The organism is Enhygromyxa salina, from assembly GCF_000737335.2.
Classification (GTDB): domain Bacteria; phylum Myxococcota_A; class Polyangia; order Nannocystales; family Nannocystaceae; genus Plesiocystis; species Plesiocystis salina_C.
This window is the reverse complement of record NZ_JMCC02000073.1, coordinates 85,448-102,298: the sequence shown is the minus strand read 5'-3', so window position 1 is coordinate 102,298 and position 16,851 is coordinate 85,448. Positions and strand designations below refer to the sequence as shown.

Below are 16,851 nucleotides of genomic sequence, written 5' to 3'. Positions count from 1 at the left end.
GCGATGCCATCGACGAAGCGAGACTCGGCCTCGTCGTAGCGGCCAAGCTGTAGCTCGACGCGGTTGGCGACGAGAAGCCGCCTGTCGGGGCGGCGAGCAGCGAGCGAGCGCTCGACGTCAACGAGGTGGTCGCCCGCTTGATCTCCGAGCCGCGGATCTGCGCGGCGATCGGGCTGGATCAGGCCAGCGCGGCCACCCGCGAGCGCTTCGTCGCGCGGGTCCGGGCCAGCGCGGCCAACCTCGCGCAGACCCTCGCGGCCCGAGCCGACGACATCGATCACCTCGCCCATGATCCGCTTGGCTTCATCGAGGCCGAGCAAGGGCTGGTGCTCGGGCACTCGGTCCACCCGGCGCCCCGCCTGCGCGAAGGCCTGCGCGACGACACCGACAACCACTACGTGCCCGAGCTGCGCGGCGCGACGTCGCTGCATCTGTGGGCGGTCGCGCGCGAGCGGCTCGTCGTCGGCGGTGGCGAGACCGCGAGCGCGCGCCTCAACGAGCTGATCGCGAGCGACCCCGCGTGGGCCGCCCAAGCCGCCACGCTCGACGATGACTTCAGCTTGGTGCCGCTGCACCCGTGTCAGGCCCGCGCGCTCGAGGGCGAGCGCGTCCACGCGCGCGGGCGGCTGCGAGCGCTTGGCCCGATCGGACGCCCGTGGTCTCCAACCTCGTCGCTGCGCACTGTGTTCGCGGACGGCTGCCCGTGGATGCTGAAGGTCTCGCTGCCGATCCGCCTGACCAACTCGCTGCGGACCCTGTCGCCAGCCGAGCTCGAGCGGGGCGTGCTGCTTGGCCGGATCCTCGACGAGACCGGCGCGGGCGCGCTCGAGCGCCGCCACCCCAACTTCAGGATCCTGCGCGAGCCAGCCTACTTCGGCCTGCGCGACGCCGACGGTGGGCCGGGTCCGCGCGCGTCCTTCGTTGCCTTGCGCGACAACCCGTTTCGCGCCGCGCAGCGGGCCGAGGTGCTAGCGACCCTGCTTCAGGATCACGCGGTCACGGGTCGCAGCCGGCTGGCGCTGCGGATCGAGGCAGCCGCAGCGCGCTCGGGCCTGCCGGCCGTCGCCCTCGCCCACCAGTGGTTCGGGCGCTTCACCGCCGTGGTCTTGGATCCGATCATCGAAGCGCAGGCGGACTTTGGCCTGCTGCTGAGCGCCCACCAGCAGAACCTGGTGCTCGGGTTCGCCAGCGCCGGTCCGCTCGCGGGCATCGAGCCGCAGATCGCCTGGTTCCGCGACGCCCAGGGCACCGCGTACACCGATCTGGCGGCGCGTCGGTTTGGCGAGCAGCTGCCGGCGGTGACCCGATCCACGTTTCGCTCGCCGCTGGCCGAGCGGGTCTGGGCCTACTCGGTGGTGATCAACGGGGTGTTCAACGTGATCGCCTCGCTTGCGATGATCCCCGGGGTCGCCGTGTCTGCGCTCGTCGAGCAGCTGCGGGCGGTGCTCGAGGCCCAGCGCGCGCGCGGGCCGATCGATCCGCGCGGGATCGACTACCTGCTCGACGCGCCGCAGCTGTGGACCAAAGCCAACCTGTTTTGCTTCGCCAGCGACCTCGACGAGGTCTCGCTCGCCGATCCACAGACGGTCTACCGGGCGATCGCCAACCCGCTCGCCCGCGCCAGCACGAGCGAGCAGCCGCGTCCGGCCGCGCGCCGCTGCGCCGGCCGCTTCCGTGACCCGGATGGCGGCGGCGAACAGACCGCCCATGTCCAGCTGTTCCAGCTGTTCGAGCTGTTCGAGCGCTTCGACCCGCCCCGCAGTCCCGGCTGGCGGCGCGGTGAGATCGAGCTTGGCGCCGAGCAGCGCCGCTTTGAGCTGCGCGAGTCGGGTGCCCGCGCCGAGCTGCGCTGGCTCGACGCTGGCTCCGAGCGGGCCCACGCGGCGACCCTGGATCACCTGTTCGCGACCCGGGCGCAGCTTCGCCACGTGGTCGTCGATGGCGAGCTGGTGATCCGCGACAGCTTCTACCAGCGACCCCAGCCGTGGCACCACGCCAACCCAGCGCGACCGCCCGAGCGCGACCGGACCTGGACGGGCACCGTCGAGCACCCGCGCCGCCCAAGCGCGCCAGCGGGCCAGCTCTACAGCCGCTACTGCCCGAGCATCGATCGCAATTTCAGCCTGCACACCTTTGATCCCGACCGCGACTTCGATCGCTTCTGTACGTGGATGCAGGATCCCGTGGTCGCGCAATTCTGGGAGCAGGACTGGCCGCGCGCCCGCCTGCGAGATCGCATGGACGAGCTGATCGCGGATCCGCGGGTGATCCCCGCGATCGGCCGCTTCGACGATCTGCCCTTCGCCTACTACGAGATCTATTGGGCCAAGGAGGACCGGCTCGGCCCGCACTACGACGCGCATGACTTCGATCGCGGGTTTCACATGGCGATCGGCGAGCCGGAAGTTCGCCACCGCGGCTGGGGCCGGCAGTGGTTCTTGGCGATGGCCCACTTTTGCTTCTTGGATGAACCACGAACCCAGCGACTGGTCGGCGAGCCACGGGTCGATCAGGCCCGGGTGCGCCGCTGGGCAGACACGACCGCGTGGAGCGAGTGGGGCGAGGTTCGGTTCCCGCACAAGCGCGCGGTGCTGATGGTCCTGACCCGCGAGCGCTTCTTCGCCAACTTTGGGAGCGACGCGCCGTGTTGACGGAAGCTGACAAGCTGCAATGGCGACAGACCTGGGCGATCGCGAGCGCGCGACGCTTGGCCCAGGCGATCGGCGAGCTGAGCTTCGAGTGCCTGCTCGATCCGCGGCGCGTCTCCAGCTCCAAGAGCGGCGTCGGCGACTACGAGCTGCACCTCGCGTACGCGGTGAGCTACCGGTTTCGGGCCCGGCCAAGCGCGTGGGGAGGTGTCCACGTCGAGGTTGGCAGCGTCGAGCGACGCGCGGGCTCGGGGCCGTTCGAGCCCGTCGACTCGCCGACCCAGCTGTTGCTCGATGCTCGCCGCGAGCTGGGCACGACCGCCGAGGTGCTCGCTGGCTGGTTCGAGGAGATCCACACATCCTTGGTCGCCGAGGCGATCCAGTGTGATGCGCTGCGGGGCCTCGACGCCCCGGCCTTGGCCTCGCTCGACACGCTGGACCTCGAGCAGCGCCTGGACGGCCACCCCAAGCTGATCGCGCATCGCGGTCGCGTTGGCTGGGGGCTCGAGGATCTTCACGCCCACGCGCCCGAGAGCGGCGCGCGTGTGCGCCTGCACTGGCTGGTCGTCGACCCCGATCTCACCCTTCGCAGCGGCGCCGCCGAGCCCGATGGATCCGCGCTGGTCGACCATTGCTGCGACGCCAACGAGCGCGCCAGGCTCGACGCCTGCGTGGCCGCCCGCGCCCCCGAGCTGGTCGGCCGCGGCGTGCTGGTGCCCGTTCACCCGTGGCAGTGGCAGCGGTGGATCGGCCCGCAGTTCGCCCGCGAATTTGGCCAGGGTCGGATCGTCTCGCTGGGTCAGTTTGGGGATCACTACGCGCCGCGGCTGTCGATCCGAACCCTGGCCAACGTCGACCGTCGTACCGCCGCGGATCTCAAGCTCTCGCTGACGATCCTCAACACCTCGTGTTGGCGGGGCCTGCCGGGCCAGCACGTGGTTCGGGGCGGCGCGATCGGGGCAGCGCTGCGCGAGCGGGTCGCGGCCGACCCTGCGCTCGCCAATGTGCGCGTGCTCGCCGATCTAGGCGGCGTGCACGTCCCCCACCCCGCGTTCGAGGCCCTCGAGCACGCGCCCTACCGGCTCCGCGAGATGCTTGGGGTGATCTGGCGAACCAGCGCGGCGACGCGGCTCGAGCCAGGCGAGGTCGAGGTCCCCGCCGCGGCCCTGCAGCAGTGTGATCTGGCCGGCGTCCCGCTGCTGGCGACGTGGGTCCAGCGCAGCGGCGTGACGGCCTTGGACTGGCTCGCCAGCTTGTTCGAACACACCGCGGTCCCGCTCTATCACTTGCTGTGTGCCCACGGCCTCGGGGCGATCGCCCACGGCCAAAACTTGGGGCTGATCCTGCGCGAGGGGCTGCCCGTGGGGCTGTTCTTGCGTGACTTTCATGGGGATCTGCGCCGCAGCGAGCGGGTCACGTTCGCGCCTGGATCCGCGCTGGCCGGGCTGTCTGCGCTCCCGGACGAGCAGCTGCTGCACGATCTGTACACCGGCTACTTCGTCAGCGTGCTGCGCTTCGTCGCGCCGCTGGTCGAGCGCAGCTTGGGCGTGCCCGAGCCTACGCTCCTCGCGCTGCTCGGTCGCACGCTGCGGGGCTACCAAGCCGCGCACCCGCAGCTGCGCGACGCGTTTGCTCGCTTTGATCCGTTTCAGCCCGAAATGGCCCGGATCTGTCTGAATCGCTCGCGCCTGCGATCGGGTCACGGCGGCGGCGCCCAACGACCCGTACCGGAGCTCGGGCCTCCGCTGTGTAACCCATTGGCTGAATTCGAGGACGAGACATGAGCATGGACATGACAATCGACGAGGTCGATCTCGCTGGCGTCGGCGTCGGCCCCTTCAACCTGAGCATCGCGGCGCTGGCCGACGAGGTGCCCGAGCTGCGCACCCGCTTCTTCGAGCGACGCGAGCGCTTCGCCTGGCACCCGGGGCTGATGTTCGAGGGCTCGCGCATGCAGACCTCGTTTCTCAAGGATCTGGTCACGGCGGTCAGCCCGACCAACCCCCACTCGTTCTTGAATTACCTGGTCTCGCACGGGCGCTTTTATTCGTTCTTGGCCACGGAGCAGGCCGCGATCGGGCGGCTGGAATTTGCCGACTACCTCAGCTGGGTCGCGAGTCAGCTCGAGTCGCTACGCTTCGCCGACGAGGTCCGCGAGCTTCGGGTTGGGCGCCGCGGCTTCGAGCTGATCCACGACCGCGGCCGGACCCGCGCGCAGAGTGTGGTGCTGGGCACCGGGCGCGTGCCCAACGTGCCCGCGTGTGCGGCCAAATACCTGGGTCCGCGCTGCTTCCACGCGATCGACACCCTCTCGCGCAAGCTGGATCTGCGCGGATCTTCGGTCGCGGTGGTGGGCGGCGGACAGACCGGGGCCGAGATCGTGCTCGAGCTGCTGCGCGGGACCTGGGGCGAGCCGGCGCGGCTGAGCTGGGTCTCGCGTCGGCTCAACTTCGAGCCGCTCGACGAGAGCCCGTTCGCCAACCACCTGTTCACCCCCGGGTTCATGGCGATGTTTCACCGCCTCGAAGCCCCGCGCCGCGCGAGCTTGCTCGAGCGGCACAAGCTCGCGGGCGATGGGATCTCGCTCTCGACCCTGCGCGCGCTGCATGACCGGGCCTACGAGCTCGACGTCTCGGGCTCGGCGCTGCGCCTGGAGCTGTTGCCAGCCCGCGAGCTGCTCGACCTTCGGGGCTCGGGTGGCTTCGAGCTGGGCCTGCGCAACCAACTCGACGAGACCCACGAGCGGATCACCGCCGACTGGGTGATCTTGTGTACCGGCCTGCGCGAGCAGCTTCCGAGCTGCGTGGAGCCGCTGCTGGGCAGCCTCGAGCTCGATGATCGACAGCAGCCGCTCGTGGGACGCAGCTTCGAGCTGCGACGCCGTCGGCACGGGGGCGAGCGGCTGTACATCGTCAACGGCGGACGCAGCACCCACGGGATCGCGGAGTCGCAGCTGAGCCTGATGGCGTGGCGCTCGGCGGTGATCCTCAACGACGTGATCGGCCGGCCGCGATTTGACGTCGGGCGCGAGCGCGAGCTGATCCGGTGGCAGGCGGATCCCAGCTGGGTGCCGCAAAGCGAGGCGTGTTGACCACGGGTGCCCAGCAGTGGGGCCGCACGGGCGTGATCGTGGTCGCGTCGGGGCTGTTGGCGTGCGCCTCGACCTGGCTGTTCGCGCGGCTGTGGCCGGGGCCGCCGGTCGAGCGCGCCACGCTGGCGGCCGTGCTCTTGGTCCCCGTGTGGACCACGTTTGCGCTCGCGGGTGTGGCTGCGTATCGGCGCGCGCGCCCAGGTCACGCGCGTCGGCAGCTGTTCGCGCTGCACCGTCGGCTCGGGGCCGCGCTCACCCTCGCCGCGATGTTGGTGTTTGGCTCGGGCGTGGGCGCGGTGCTGGATCGGGCGCTGGCAGGGTGGCAGGCCGTGCCCGCCGCCGGTCAGGCACGAGCGCTGCCCGGGCCTGCCTCGGATCAGGCGCTCGACGCCGCGCTGGCGACCCTGTTGCGCGAGCACCCCGAGCTGTCGACGGGCCAGGTCACGCTGCACCCCGCGAGCCGCTCGGAGCCGTGGATTCGCGCGGAGTTCCTCAACGCCCAGCGCGAGCACCTGCGGGTGGATCTGGATCCCGCGAGCGGCGAGGTCATTGCCCGGGGCGAGCCGCCGCTGTGGTTGCTGCGCGAGCTGCATCGCCACCTGCTGATCCCGCCGCAGCTCGGCGAGCCCGTGCTGGGGCTCATCGGGCTGGGCCTGGGCATGATCCTGCTGTCCGGCTTGGCGACGCGACGGTGGCTGCGAGTCGGCCCGCGCGAGCGCGTTCGTACGCCGCGTCCACGCGCGATGCTCGTGCACCAATGGTTGGGCGCAGGGTTGATCCCCGCCGCGACGCTGTGGGCCTGGTCCGGCGCGATGCTGGGGCTGACCTTGGTGATCGTGCCGATCGTGGGCGGCGCGGCGTACCAGGGCGATCGCGCGGCCTTGATGCGCGACGTGCTGGCCGCCGACCGCACGCCGCTGATCGACGAACCCAGCGAATACCCAGATCTGCAGGCGATCAGCCAGCGCCGCTGCGCCGAGCTCGACGCGTGGCTCCCGAACGCCACGGTTCACCAGCTCGTCGTCCGTCACCCGGGTCGCGCGAGCGCGGTGGTGCGGGTTGGCCTCGAGGGGCCCGGCCTGTTGGCGCGGGGCTCGGTCACGCTGGGGGCTGCGGAGCTGGACATTCGTGACTGCCGAGCGCTGCCGAGCGCGGGGGTGGGGATGCTGGGTTTCATGGGGTCGATCGCGCTTCACTATGGTGAATGGGGCGAATGGGACGGCCGGGACGACCTGCGGATCGTCGTCGATCTCGTCTACACGATCCTCGGTTGTGCCCTCGTCGCGCTCGCGTGGTTGGGCGGCGGCCTGCTCGTGCGTCGGCGAACCCGTGAAGGTGACCTCCGCGGCGCGGCCCGGCTGCAGCGATGGCTGACCGGCGTGGGCGTGGGGCTCGTGGTGATCACGGTCGAGCTCGCGCTGATGTCCAGGATCCCCGCGGTTGCCCGCGACGCCGACTCGACGCTCGCGCTGGTGGGGCTGACCTGCGTGGTGATCGCCGTGCACGTCGCGACCGGCGACCTCGCCACCCGTCGTCGCCAGCTGCTGATCAGCGTGGCCGTGATGCTCGCCGCCCTGCCGGTGCTGGGCTGGGTGCTCGGGCTGGTCCAGCCGGGCGCGATCGAGGGCCTCGCCTGGCTCGGGGCGGCGAGCATCGTCGTGAGCCACCGCGCTCGGGCAGCTCGCCGCCACCGCGAGCTGCGTGCTTCCTGACTCCGGCGCTGGCGCCCGCGAGCAGGGATTCGCGTTGGTCCCGGGCCGCCGATATACTCCGGCACCCGGGACGAATTCGTGCCTTCCGACCCTCGTGACCCAAACGAGCCGAGCCGAGCGCGTGGCGCATCGAACACCCTCGCCGACGATCCAGACGACCCGATCGCGCGGTTGATCCCGGCGCCGTTGCGGGCCGCGCTGGCCAACCGCGAGCTGCTGGTGCGCCGACCGGTCGCGGGAGCTCGCCACGGCGCGCACCGATCTCTGCGACCCGGTGTCGGCCGAGACTTTCGCGACTACCGGCCCTACGTGCCCGGCGACGATCCACGCCGGCTCGACTGGCGCGCGGCCGCACGCTCGCAGCGGCTGGTGATCCGCCAGACCGAGAGCGAAGAGGAGCTCGACCTGGTCCTGCTCCTCGATGGCTCGGGTGGCATGGCCTACGGCCGCGAGCGTGGGCTTCACGATCAAAAGTGGCGGCGGGCGGGGACCGTGGCCGCCGCGCTGACCAGCCTGGCGCTGCGCCAAGGTGATCGGGTTGGGTTCGCGGTTGGCCGCGACGGCGCGACCGAGCTCGCCGCGATCGAACCGGTCGCCCGTCGGGATCGCCTGCGAACGATCGCCGACATGTTCGCCAGCGAGGCCAGCGGCGACTGCCCGTGGCCATCGCTGCTCGAGGCCGTGGCCCCCCGCCTGCGCCGACGCGCGCTGGTCGTGGTGATCTCGGACTTCCTGGATCCTGGCGGCGAGGGTGCGGGGGTGCGCCCCGACGCCGAGCGCGAGCCACCCGAGCGCAACGCCGACGAGTCGCTTCAGCATGGGCTGACGCTGCTGCGAACTGGCGGCCACGATGTTGCGCTGGTCCAAGTGCTGCACCGCGACGAGCTCGAGTTCCCGTGGGATCAACCGCGGGTGCTCGAGCTCGAGGATCTCCGCGCGCGTCGGCCCACGATCGAAGGTGCAGGGACCCGCATGCGCGCGGGCTACCTCGAGCGCCTCCACGCCCACCTGCGCTGGCTCGAGCAGTCGTGTGAGCGCGGCGGCCTGTTGCTCGCGCGGGTGGTCACCGACGAGGACCCGGCGGCGCAGCTGCTCGAGCTGCTTGGGCGCCTGGCCGGGGTCCCGACCGACGCGGTGAGTCATGATCGAGATCAGGATCAGGATCGGGGGCCCGCGTGAGCCTGCTGGCCCCGCTCGCGCTGCTTGGCCTGCTCGGCCTGGCGCTGCCGTTGATCGCCCACCTGCTCGGGCGCGAGAAGCCGCAGAAGATCCGGTTCGCCGCGGTCCGCTTCGTGGCCCCCCGCGAGGTCGTGATCACCCAGCGTCGCGAGCTGCGAGACTGGCCGCTGCTGTTGATCCGACTGCTGCTGCTGGCCCTGTTCGTGGTCGTGCTCGCGCGACCCGTGGTCGGCAGCGAGGCCGCCGTCGCGGTGCTCGCCGAGCCGCACGACGCCGTGATCCTGCTCGACGCGTCGGCCAGCATGGAGCTGCGCGTGGACGGCCGCAGCGATCGAGAGCGCGCGCTCGAGCGGCTCGACACGCTGCTCGACGCGCTCCCGCCGGGTAGCAGCGTGGGCCTGACGATCTCGGATCCACGCGCGCCATCGGTGGCGCTGAGCGAGCTCGGCCAGGGTCGCCCGCGGATCCGGGCCGCGATCGACGGCTGGATGCGCAGCGAAGATCGGGGCCCTCGCCCCGGCGCCTGGACGCTCGCCGAGGCGCTGCCCCGCGCGAGCGCGCTGCTGTCCGACTCGCAGGCTAGGCCGCGGGTGATCTATGCGATCGGCGATCCCACCGACCGCGGCCTCGCGTCGCTGCCCGAGCTGACCGCGGCCGCCGTGACCGTGGTCGGCGTCCCCACCCGCGGGGTCCCAGGCGCCGAACCACCGCCGCCGCCCGAGCACGTTGGGCTGCGCGAGCTCGAGTGGACGCCGGCCCCCGAGCTCGATCCCAACGCCGTGCGGATTCAGGCGCTGGTCCACCGCTACGGGCCCCATACGGACGGAGACCACGAGACCCTCGAGGTCACCGCGGCGCTCGAGATCGACAACATCGAGGTCGCGCGGACCCGCGTCGCGCTCGAGCCCAACGCCGACGCCTCGCTCGAGTTCACCCACACCCTCGACGTTGGCGGCGACGAGGACGGCGACCGCGGCACCCGGGCCCGCGTGCACTTGCTCGACCGCGAAGACGATCCGTTTCCGGTCGACGATCGCCGACACGTGTGGTTGGCGACCACCGAGGTCGTCGACGTCCTGGTCGTCAACGGCGATCCCAGCGAGACCCGGGCCAACGACGAGATCTTCTTTCTCTCGACGGCGCTCGGCGCCAGCGAGCTGGCCGAGCGCATGCAGCTGCGCGGCCTCGCCCTCGATCAGCTCGAGGATCGCCTGCGCGGCGACGCCAGCCAAGACCCCCTCGCCGACGTCGACGTGCTCGTGTTGGCCAACGTGCGGGCGCTGCCGGCCGAGCTCGCGCCGCGGATCCGCGCCCGGGTGGCCGCGGGCATGGGCCTGTGGATCACCGTGGGTGATCGGGTCAGCGCGACCGACTACAACGCCCGGTTTGGCGAGCTGATGCCGCTGCTGCTGCGCGAGGCGATCTACACCGGCACCGCACCCGGCCGCACCGAAGCCCGCGGCGAGAGCATCGCCCCGGTTCAGCTCTCGCACCCGATCTTTGCTGGTGCCACCACCGACGCCACCGCCGACATCGATCTTGGCGGGACCCGAGCGCGGCGCATGTTCTTGCTCGAGCCCGACCCGCGCCGCGGAGCCGACATCGCGGTCGCCTTCACCAGCGGCGCGCCAGCCTTGATCACCCGCGAGCACATGCTGGGTCGGGTCGCCCTGCTGACGACGACGATCGACCGTGACTGGGGCGACCTCCCGCTGCGACCCGGCTTCGTCCCCCTCGCGACGCGCACGCTCGCGTGGCTGGCCGGCGCGCGTGGCCCTGGTGGCGGCGGCGTCGTGTCGGTGGGTGCACGCAAGACCTTCGCGCGCGCGACCGCCTACACCGTGACAACCCCCAGCGGCCAGAGCCTGCCGGTCACGCCCAAGCACGAGGGTGAGCTGGCCAGCTTCGACGCAACCGACTCCCCCGGGCACTACCGCGCCCGGGCCCGCGAGAACGACAGCGCCCAGACCCAATCGAGCGAAGACGCCGAGCGCTTCGTGGTCGAGTTCGACGCCCGCGAGGCCGACACCAGCCCCGCAACGCTCGCCCGCGCGGCGCCCAGCGGCGAAGTCGGGACCGTGACGATCTACGAGCCCCGCTGGCGCGAGCTGGCGTTGATCGTGCTGTTGCTGCTTGGTATCGAGGCGGGCGCCCGGTTGTGGTTGGCGCGCTGACGCGTTGCTCCGCGCGACGACGCGGGTGGGAATCGCGGTGACGTAGCTATCAGCTTCCGCACGGGCCCAAGCCGCTGCGCCACGCAAGCGGGACCCGCTGAGCGCTCACGTAACGCTGGCCTCGGCCAAGTTCTCGACGCCAACTGCGAAAGTGCCCCCCTCCACCTCCTCGGCCTCCAGATCCGCGACGTTGTGCCAACACCTTGCCGACGACCGTCGCCGACGCGTGGACCCGTCGAGCCGAGAGGTGTGGTGCCAACACTTCTTTGACAAAGATCTCCTCCGTCGGACCTTCGACGACCACGATCAGCCGAATGAAGGTCGTCACGGACGGCCCCCGATCACACCCTTGTCGAAGATCTCGGACAAGCTGTAGTCTTCGAGCCAGCCATCGAGAGAGTGTGCGACGAGTCGACTAAACGAGCTCGCGCCGGCGCTTCGTTCGACCACAACGACTTCGTGGGGCTCGAAGTAGTCGAGAAACGCGGTGGACTGGGTCGCGAACAAGACCTGAGTATGCCGCGAGACCGAGCGCACCAGCTCCGAGAGCAGCCGGATCGCCGCGGGATGCAGTCCAAGCTCGGGCTCGTCGATGCTGACGAACTTGGGCAGCTTGTCGGTTGGCTGAGCCAGCGCGGTGATCAGGGCGATCGCCCGCAACGTGCCATCGGACAGCTGGTGTGCGCCGAAGCGCTCGTCTTGGTCATCGATCCAGTCCAGCCGGACGCTGGTGCCACCGTTGTGCACTGGCGTTGGGCACAGCGTTTTCACCGATGGGGCAATCCGATGGACGAAGCGATTGATGCGGTGCCACGCCTTTTGATCGGCCTCGTCCGAGCTCTGCTCGAGGCGGCCAAGATAGGCCGCCAAATTGCTGCCGTCCGAGCGCAAGAAGCGATCATCTTCACCGCGCGCGTGGGTCCGCAGCGCCGACGTCATTGACGTGTCGTGAAAGTGGAAGAAGCTCAGCTGCGAGATCCAGTAGTTGACGGTCTGCGCTGTGGTGTCGGCCTTGGTGTCCCGCAACAACGACTCCCAGTGGCCTGTGCCGAGTGAGGTCATTCGCATCGGCGCGTCTGGATCGGGCTGCTCTCCGACTGACTCGTCGAGGTACATGAGCCGATCTCCCGCAGCGAAGCCGAGCCGGGCGAAGTACCGGTTGCGACGCCCCGACTGGGTAAACTCGAGTTCAACGCTGATCGCCTGGGTACGCTTGGGCCCGTAGTGCAGCAACGCGGACGCGCCACCCGCCTCGGCCACGAAGCGCTGCAGCGAGCCCGTCCGCATGAGCGGCACCATTCGCAGCGCCCGCAACAGGTTCGACTTTCCAGATCCGTTGGCGCCAATCAGCACGGTCAACCGCCCAGGCTCGAGGCTGACGTCGGCCAGCGAGCCGAAGCCGGTGATGTGAAGCCGCGCGAGTCCGTCGGTCATGGCGTCCTTTTCATACCCCGTGGCACCGATCACGTCGATGGGCCGGCGTCTGCTCGGGATCGTGTACGATCCCCGCACAACCTGCATGCATGTGTCGCGTCGTCTCCCCTTCCCGATTCTGTGCCTCACGCTTGCCTGCTCGCAGGGCACCGCCCACGAAGACACCAGCGTGACCGGTTCGTCCGCTGAGACCAACGGCGACGGCGACGGCGACCCCGGCGACGGCGACGGCGACGGCGACTCAGACACGACCGGCGTGTCCGACCTCCCCGACCGGCCGATGCCCGAGCTGGTCGATGTTGATCACGAGCGCGAGTTTCGAGCCGTGTGGGTTGCGACCGTCTACAACATCAATTGGCCGAGCAACAGCGGCCTGGACATTGGCGCGGCGCAGGCCGAGCTGATCGACATTGTCGAGACCTGTGAGGCGATCAACCTCAACGCGATCGTGTTCCAAGTCCGGCCAGAGTCCGACGCGCTGTATGCCTCGCAGCTCGAGCCGTGGAGCCGCTACCTGACCGGCGCCCAAGGCGGCGACCCTGGCTGGGATCCGCTGAGCTTTCTGATCGAGCAGGCCCACGCGCGCAACATCGAGGTCCACGGCTGGATCAACCCCTACCGGGCCGCAGCCTCGGCGGCCGCGAGCCTGGCCCAGCCGCACATTGCCCTGCAACAGCCAGCGCACGCCCACGTCTACAACGGCGGGCTGTGGATGGATCCCGGCGCGATCCCGGTCCGGGAGCACGTCGTTGACGTGGTGATTGACATCGTTGATCGCTACGACATCGACGGTATCCACCTCGACGATTACTTCTATCCCTACCCCGACGGCAGCCCCTACCCCGATGACCTGACCTGGAATCAATACCTGCAAGACGGGGGCATGCTCGCGCTGGCCGACTGGCGCCGCGACAATGTCAACGACCTCGTTGAGGAGCTGCACGACTCGATCTACGCCGCGGACCCGGATGTTCGGTTTGGGATCGCGCCATTTGGGATCTATCGACCAGGTATCCCCGAGGGGATTGTGGGGTTTGACCAATATGCGCAGCTCTACGCGGATCCATTGTTGTGGTTTCAGCAGGGCTGGGTCGACTATTTGGCGCCGCAGCTGTATTGGCCAACGACCTACGCCCAGCAAGACTACGAGGTCCTGCTCGACTGGTGGACCCAGCAAAACCCTTCGCGGTATGTGTTCGCGGGGAATTATCTGAGCAAGCTGGGCACGGACGCGGACTGGACGCTCGACGAGATGTTGTTGCAGGTTGAGCTCAGTCGCTTGTACAGCGACCAGAATTCCAGGGGCAACGTGTTCTTTCAGGTCCAGCCGCTGCTCGCGGACACGCTGGGGATCAACGCGGCGTTGTACGATGAATTCTACGGGCAGCCGGCCTTGACCCCGGCGCTGGCGGAGCGGCTCGATCAGGTCGTGGCGCCGCCGCAGGTTGCGTTGAGCGGCGACTCGGCGATGCTCGACGCCGCGCCCGGGCAGCGGGTGCGGGCGTGGGTGGTTTATGCGGAGGAGGGCGGGGCTTGGCGGGTTGATCAGATCGTTCCCGTGGATCCGCTTGGGGGGGACGCGGTTGAGCTTGGGCCTGGGCGCTGGGCGATCACGGCGGCTGGGTGGCACAACGTCGAGAGTCAGGGGGTGGTTGTCGAACTGTGAGGCTTGGGTACGCTCAACGCGCGCAGCTCCGTCGGTCGAAGGGCTGGTAGCCCGTCGATCTCATTCGTCGAACTCGACGATGTACGTGCCACGGACGCCGGGCGAAGACGGTGTCCGCGCCCGGCGTAGGCACCCCTCATCCGCCAGCACATCCATGAACAACTCGGCGATCATCTGCTCCCAGTCGCCCAACTCCACGATGTAGGCACGACGGAGCCTCAGTTCGTCGAGTGTGCCTGTACCGTGCAAGGTCCCGCGAACGACAGCGTCGACCAAGTCGGTGTACGTGTCGCCGCGGTCGCGGTCATCCCGGCGATTGTCGTCCACGGCTACCTCGACCCTGCGAGGGCGGCACAACGCGCGCACGAAAAAACGTAAGAGCGTGTATCACCGCAAAGTCCATGGCCTGAGCTAGGCGATCTGGAGAACTCGACGATGATAACGGAAGACCTTCCATCCTTTCTCCACGGCTGCTTTAGCTGGCTCGGGAACGGCCTGCACTGAAACCACGCACCCAAGTTCGATCTGCTATCAAACGCGCCGCTCCATTCGACGAATCCCTGGATCGTCCTGGCGGCAGTGGTCGAGCGGGCCAAGCACGGCGACCACCGTCACGCTCGGCTCCTACAGCCTTTTTTTTCACCATCCCGACCCGCTCGCGCTCAACCGAGTGTCGCTCCTCGTCTGCGCCAGCGTTGCGGCTTCGGAGGATCTCCCCATGTTGCGCGAGGTTCTCGAGAGTGACGACCGCAACGCCCGCTGGTATCGGGACCTACCTCCCGCTGTGCCACCGCCTCGAAGCATGGACCGGCATGGACTGCCGCCCCTTCTTCTACGCCGGCGAGCCCCGGCGCCTCGAGATCGCTGCAGCGTTGGAGTCCCTCCTGGAGTCCGGCGAGCTCGACCGCTACGTGCCCGGCCAGCGCTACTTCTGGGGCTATCCGGTCCCGTAGATTCCCCGCCAGCTGGGCGCTGCCGGCGATGACGTTGTCACGGCCGTCCCCAGACCCGTTCAGCCTTTTCCCCGACCAACCATCCGAAGGGGATCCTTGACACGGATCGCGCCCAACATCGAGCATGACCCATGACCAGCCCGCCAACCGACACGCCACCGTCTGCGTTGCGCCTGCGCCCTGCCTGGTCAGCGCTGCAAGCCCACCACGAACAACTCGCGCCCCAGCACCTGCGCGAGCTGTTCGCCCAGGATCCCGCCCGCGCCGAGCGGTTCAGCCTCGAAGCTGCGGGCATCTTCTTGGACTACTCCAAGAACCGCATCACCGACGAGACCCTGCGGCTGTTGATCCAGCTCGCCAACGAGTCTGGCCTGCGCGAGCGGATCAACGCGATGTTTGGCGGCGAGCGGATCAACGTGACCGAAGACCGCGCGGTCCTGCATGTCGCGCTGCGAGCCCCGCGAGACCAGCAGATCTTCGTTGACGGTGAAGACGTGGTCCCGCAGGTCCACGCGGTGCTCGACCAGATGCGCGACTTCGCCGAGCGGGTCCGCAGCGGCGCGTGGACAGGGCACACCGGCCAGCGGATCGACAACGTGGTCAACATTGGGATCGGCGGATCGGACCTCGGGCCCTCGATGGCCTACGAGGCCCTGCGCCACTACGCCGATCGCAAGCTGACCTTCCGCTTCGTGTCCAACGTCGACGGAACCGACTTCGCCGAGGCGACCCGGGATCTCGACCCGGCGCGGACCTTGTTCGTGATCGCGTCCAAGACCTTCACCACCCTCGAGACCATGGCCAACGCCCACACCGCGCGGGCGTGGTTGCTCGCGGGCCTTGGCGAAGACACGGGGGACACGCGCGCAGTCGGGCGCCACTTCGTCGCCCTGTCGACCAACGCCGAGGCCGTCTCCGCGTTTGGCATCGACACGGCCAACATGTTTGGGTTTTGGGACTGGGTCGGCGGGCGCTACTCGATGACGTCCGCGATCGGCCTGTCCACGATGCTGGCGATCGGACCCGACGAATTCCGCTCGATGTTGGACGGGTTCCACGAGATGGACGAGCACTTCCGTACGGCCCCGTTCGAGCGCAACCTCCCGGTGCTCAAGGCCCTGCTGTCGATCTGGTACAACAATTTCTTTGGCGCCCAGACCATGGCGGTGTTGCCCTACGAGCAGTACCTCCACCGGCTGCCAGCGTACTTGCAGCAGCTCACGATGGAGAGCAACGGCAAGCAGGTCGGCGTCGACGGCCGCCGCGTCGACGTGGACACCAGCCCGATCTATTGGGGCGAACCTGGCACCAACGGGCAGCACTCGTTTTATCAGCTGATCCACCAGGGCACGCGCCTGGTCCCCGTGGACTTCATCGCCTTTGCAAATAGCCTCAACCCGCTCGTCACGCCCCTGGGTGATCATCAAGATCTGCTGATCGCCAACGTGTTCGCCCAGGCCGAGGCGCTGGCGTTTGGGCAAACCGCCGCGCAGGCCGAGGCCGAGGGCAGCCCGGCCTGGCTCGCGCTGCACCGCGAGTTCGACGGCAACCGCCCAACCAACGTGATGATGCTCGAGCGCATGACCCCCGCGGCCCTCGGCCGGCTCGTTGCGCTGTACGAGCATGATGTGTTCACCCAGGGCGTGATCTGGGGGATCGACTCGTTCGACCAGTGGGGCGTGGAGCTGGGCAAGGTCCTGGCCAAGCGCATCGTCCCCGAGCTGGTCGCGGCGAGCGACGAGGCGCTCGGCCACGACACGTCGACCAACGCGCTGATCCGCCGCTATCGCGCCTTACGATCGTCCTAGACGCTCCGCAGCGACGCGCCCCTGGTCAGCGTCACGACCCGCCGCGCATTTCTTGGCGGCGGGTGCACCACGGCGGCGGTGATCCGCGGTCGCCCGCACAAACGTCGCCGCATGACCGGCAGAGCCGCTTCTGCGTCCCGTTTGCTGTTGTGCACACGGACCTCGCCCGCGGGCGTCTATCATCCG

The 16,851-nt window shown here is 69.4% G+C and carries 11 protein-coding genes; 9 read left to right on the top strand and 2 right to left on the bottom strand.

The window, feature by feature from the left end; translation table 11 throughout:
- Positions 1 to 125: 125 nt before the first annotated feature.
- The 6 genes from DB30_RS25885 (at position 126) to DB30_RS25860 (ending at position 10,804) form a co-directional block, all read left to right on the top strand.
- Positions 126 to 2,651 carry a GNAT family N-acetyltransferase gene (locus DB30_RS25885; RefSeq protein WP_146660622.1) on the top strand — a complete coding sequence of 842 codons (2,526 nt, stop codon included), beginning with the start codon at positions 126 to 128 and terminating at the stop codon, positions 2,649 to 2,651.
- Positions 2,645 to 4,432, top strand: a complete 1,788-nt coding sequence (locus DB30_RS25880) for an IucA/IucC family protein (protein WP_052553718.1) — start codon at positions 2,645 to 2,647, stop codon at positions 4,430 to 4,432. The genes DB30_RS25885 and DB30_RS25880 overlap by 7 nt, the downstream gene beginning before the upstream one ends.
- A 2-nt stretch (positions 4,433 to 4,434) precedes the next feature.
- Positions 4,435 to 5,739 (top strand): lysine N(6)-hydroxylase/L-ornithine N(5)-oxygenase family protein, encoded by a 1,305-nt coding sequence (locus DB30_RS25875; RefSeq protein WP_052553716.1) that lies wholly within the window; start codon positions 4,435 to 4,437, stop codon positions 5,737 to 5,739.
- A complete protein-coding gene (locus DB30_RS25870; protein WP_052553714.1) occupies positions 5,733 to 7,451 on the top strand; it encodes a PepSY domain-containing protein in 1,719 nt (572 codons plus the stop codon). Before DB30_RS25875 ends, DB30_RS25870 begins: the two co-directional genes overlap by 7 nt.
- A gap of 78 nt (positions 7,452 to 7,529) precedes the next feature.
- Positions 7,530 to 8,630, top strand: coding sequence for a DUF58 domain-containing protein (locus DB30_RS25865; RefSeq protein WP_052553713.1), 1,101 nt, complete (start codon positions 7,530 to 7,532; stop codon positions 8,628 to 8,630).
- Positions 8,627 to 10,804 (top strand): vWA domain-containing protein, encoded by a 2,178-nt coding sequence (locus DB30_RS25860; RefSeq protein ID WP_052553710.1) that lies wholly within the window; start codon positions 8,627 to 8,629, stop codon positions 10,802 to 10,804. Before DB30_RS25865 ends, DB30_RS25860 begins: the two co-directional genes overlap by 4 nt.
- Before the next feature lie 324 nt (positions 10,805 to 11,128).
- Here the strand turns inward: DB30_RS25860 and DB30_RS25855 are convergent, their stop codons facing one another.
- On the bottom strand, positions 11,129 to 12,238 hold the full coding sequence (locus tag DB30_RS25855; protein ID WP_052553708.1) for an AAA family ATPase: 1,110 nt from the start codon (positions 12,236 to 12,238) through the stop codon (positions 11,129 to 11,131).
- On the opposite strand from DB30_RS25855, the gene DB30_RS25850 reads away from it, so the two are divergent.
- Complete coding sequence (locus DB30_RS25850) at positions 12,237 to 13,904, top strand: glycoside hydrolase family 10-like protein (protein WP_146660615.1); 1,668 nt, start codon at positions 12,237 to 12,239, stop codon at positions 13,902 to 13,904. The two genes, DB30_RS25855 and DB30_RS25850, sit on opposite strands and share 2 nt — an antisense overlap.
- Positions 13,905 to 13,964: 60 nt before the next feature.
- On the opposite strand, the gene DB30_RS25845 is transcribed toward DB30_RS25850, so the two are convergent.
- Complete coding sequence (locus DB30_RS25845; RefSeq protein ID WP_052553704.1) at positions 13,965 to 14,231, bottom strand: hypothetical protein; 267 nt, start codon at positions 14,229 to 14,231, stop codon at positions 13,965 to 13,967.
- 413 nt (positions 14,232 to 14,644) lie between these two features.
- Here DB30_RS25845 and DB30_RS25840 point away from each other — a divergent pair, with 413 nt between their 5' ends.
- Positions 14,645 to 14,857, top strand: a complete 213-nt coding sequence (locus tag DB30_RS25840) for a hypothetical protein (RefSeq protein ID WP_052553702.1) — start codon at positions 14,645 to 14,647, stop codon at positions 14,855 to 14,857.
- A gap of 131 nt (positions 14,858 to 14,988) precedes the next feature.
- Positions 14,989 to 16,665 (top strand): glucose-6-phosphate isomerase, encoded by a 1,677-nt coding sequence (gene pgi, locus DB30_RS25835; RefSeq protein WP_052553700.1) that lies wholly within the window; start codon positions 14,989 to 14,991, stop codon positions 16,663 to 16,665.
- Positions 16,666 to 16,851 lie beyond the last annotated feature (186 nt).

Coding starts and splice junctions, on each gene's coding strand:
- DB30_RS25855 (WP_052553708.1), bottom strand. CDS start 12,238: ATGACCGACGGACTCGCGCGGCTTCACATCACCGGCTTCGGCTCGCTG.
- pgi (WP_052553700.1), top strand. CDS start 14,989: ATGACCAGCCCGCCAACCGACACGCCACCGTCTGCGTTGCGCCTGCGC.
- DB30_RS25850 (WP_146660615.1), top strand. CDS start 12,237: ATGGCGTCCTTTTCATACCCCGTGGCACCGATCACGTCGATGGGCCGG.
- DB30_RS25875 (WP_052553716.1), top strand. CDS start 4,435: ATGGACATGACAATCGACGAGGTCGATCTCGCTGGCGTCGGCGTCGGC.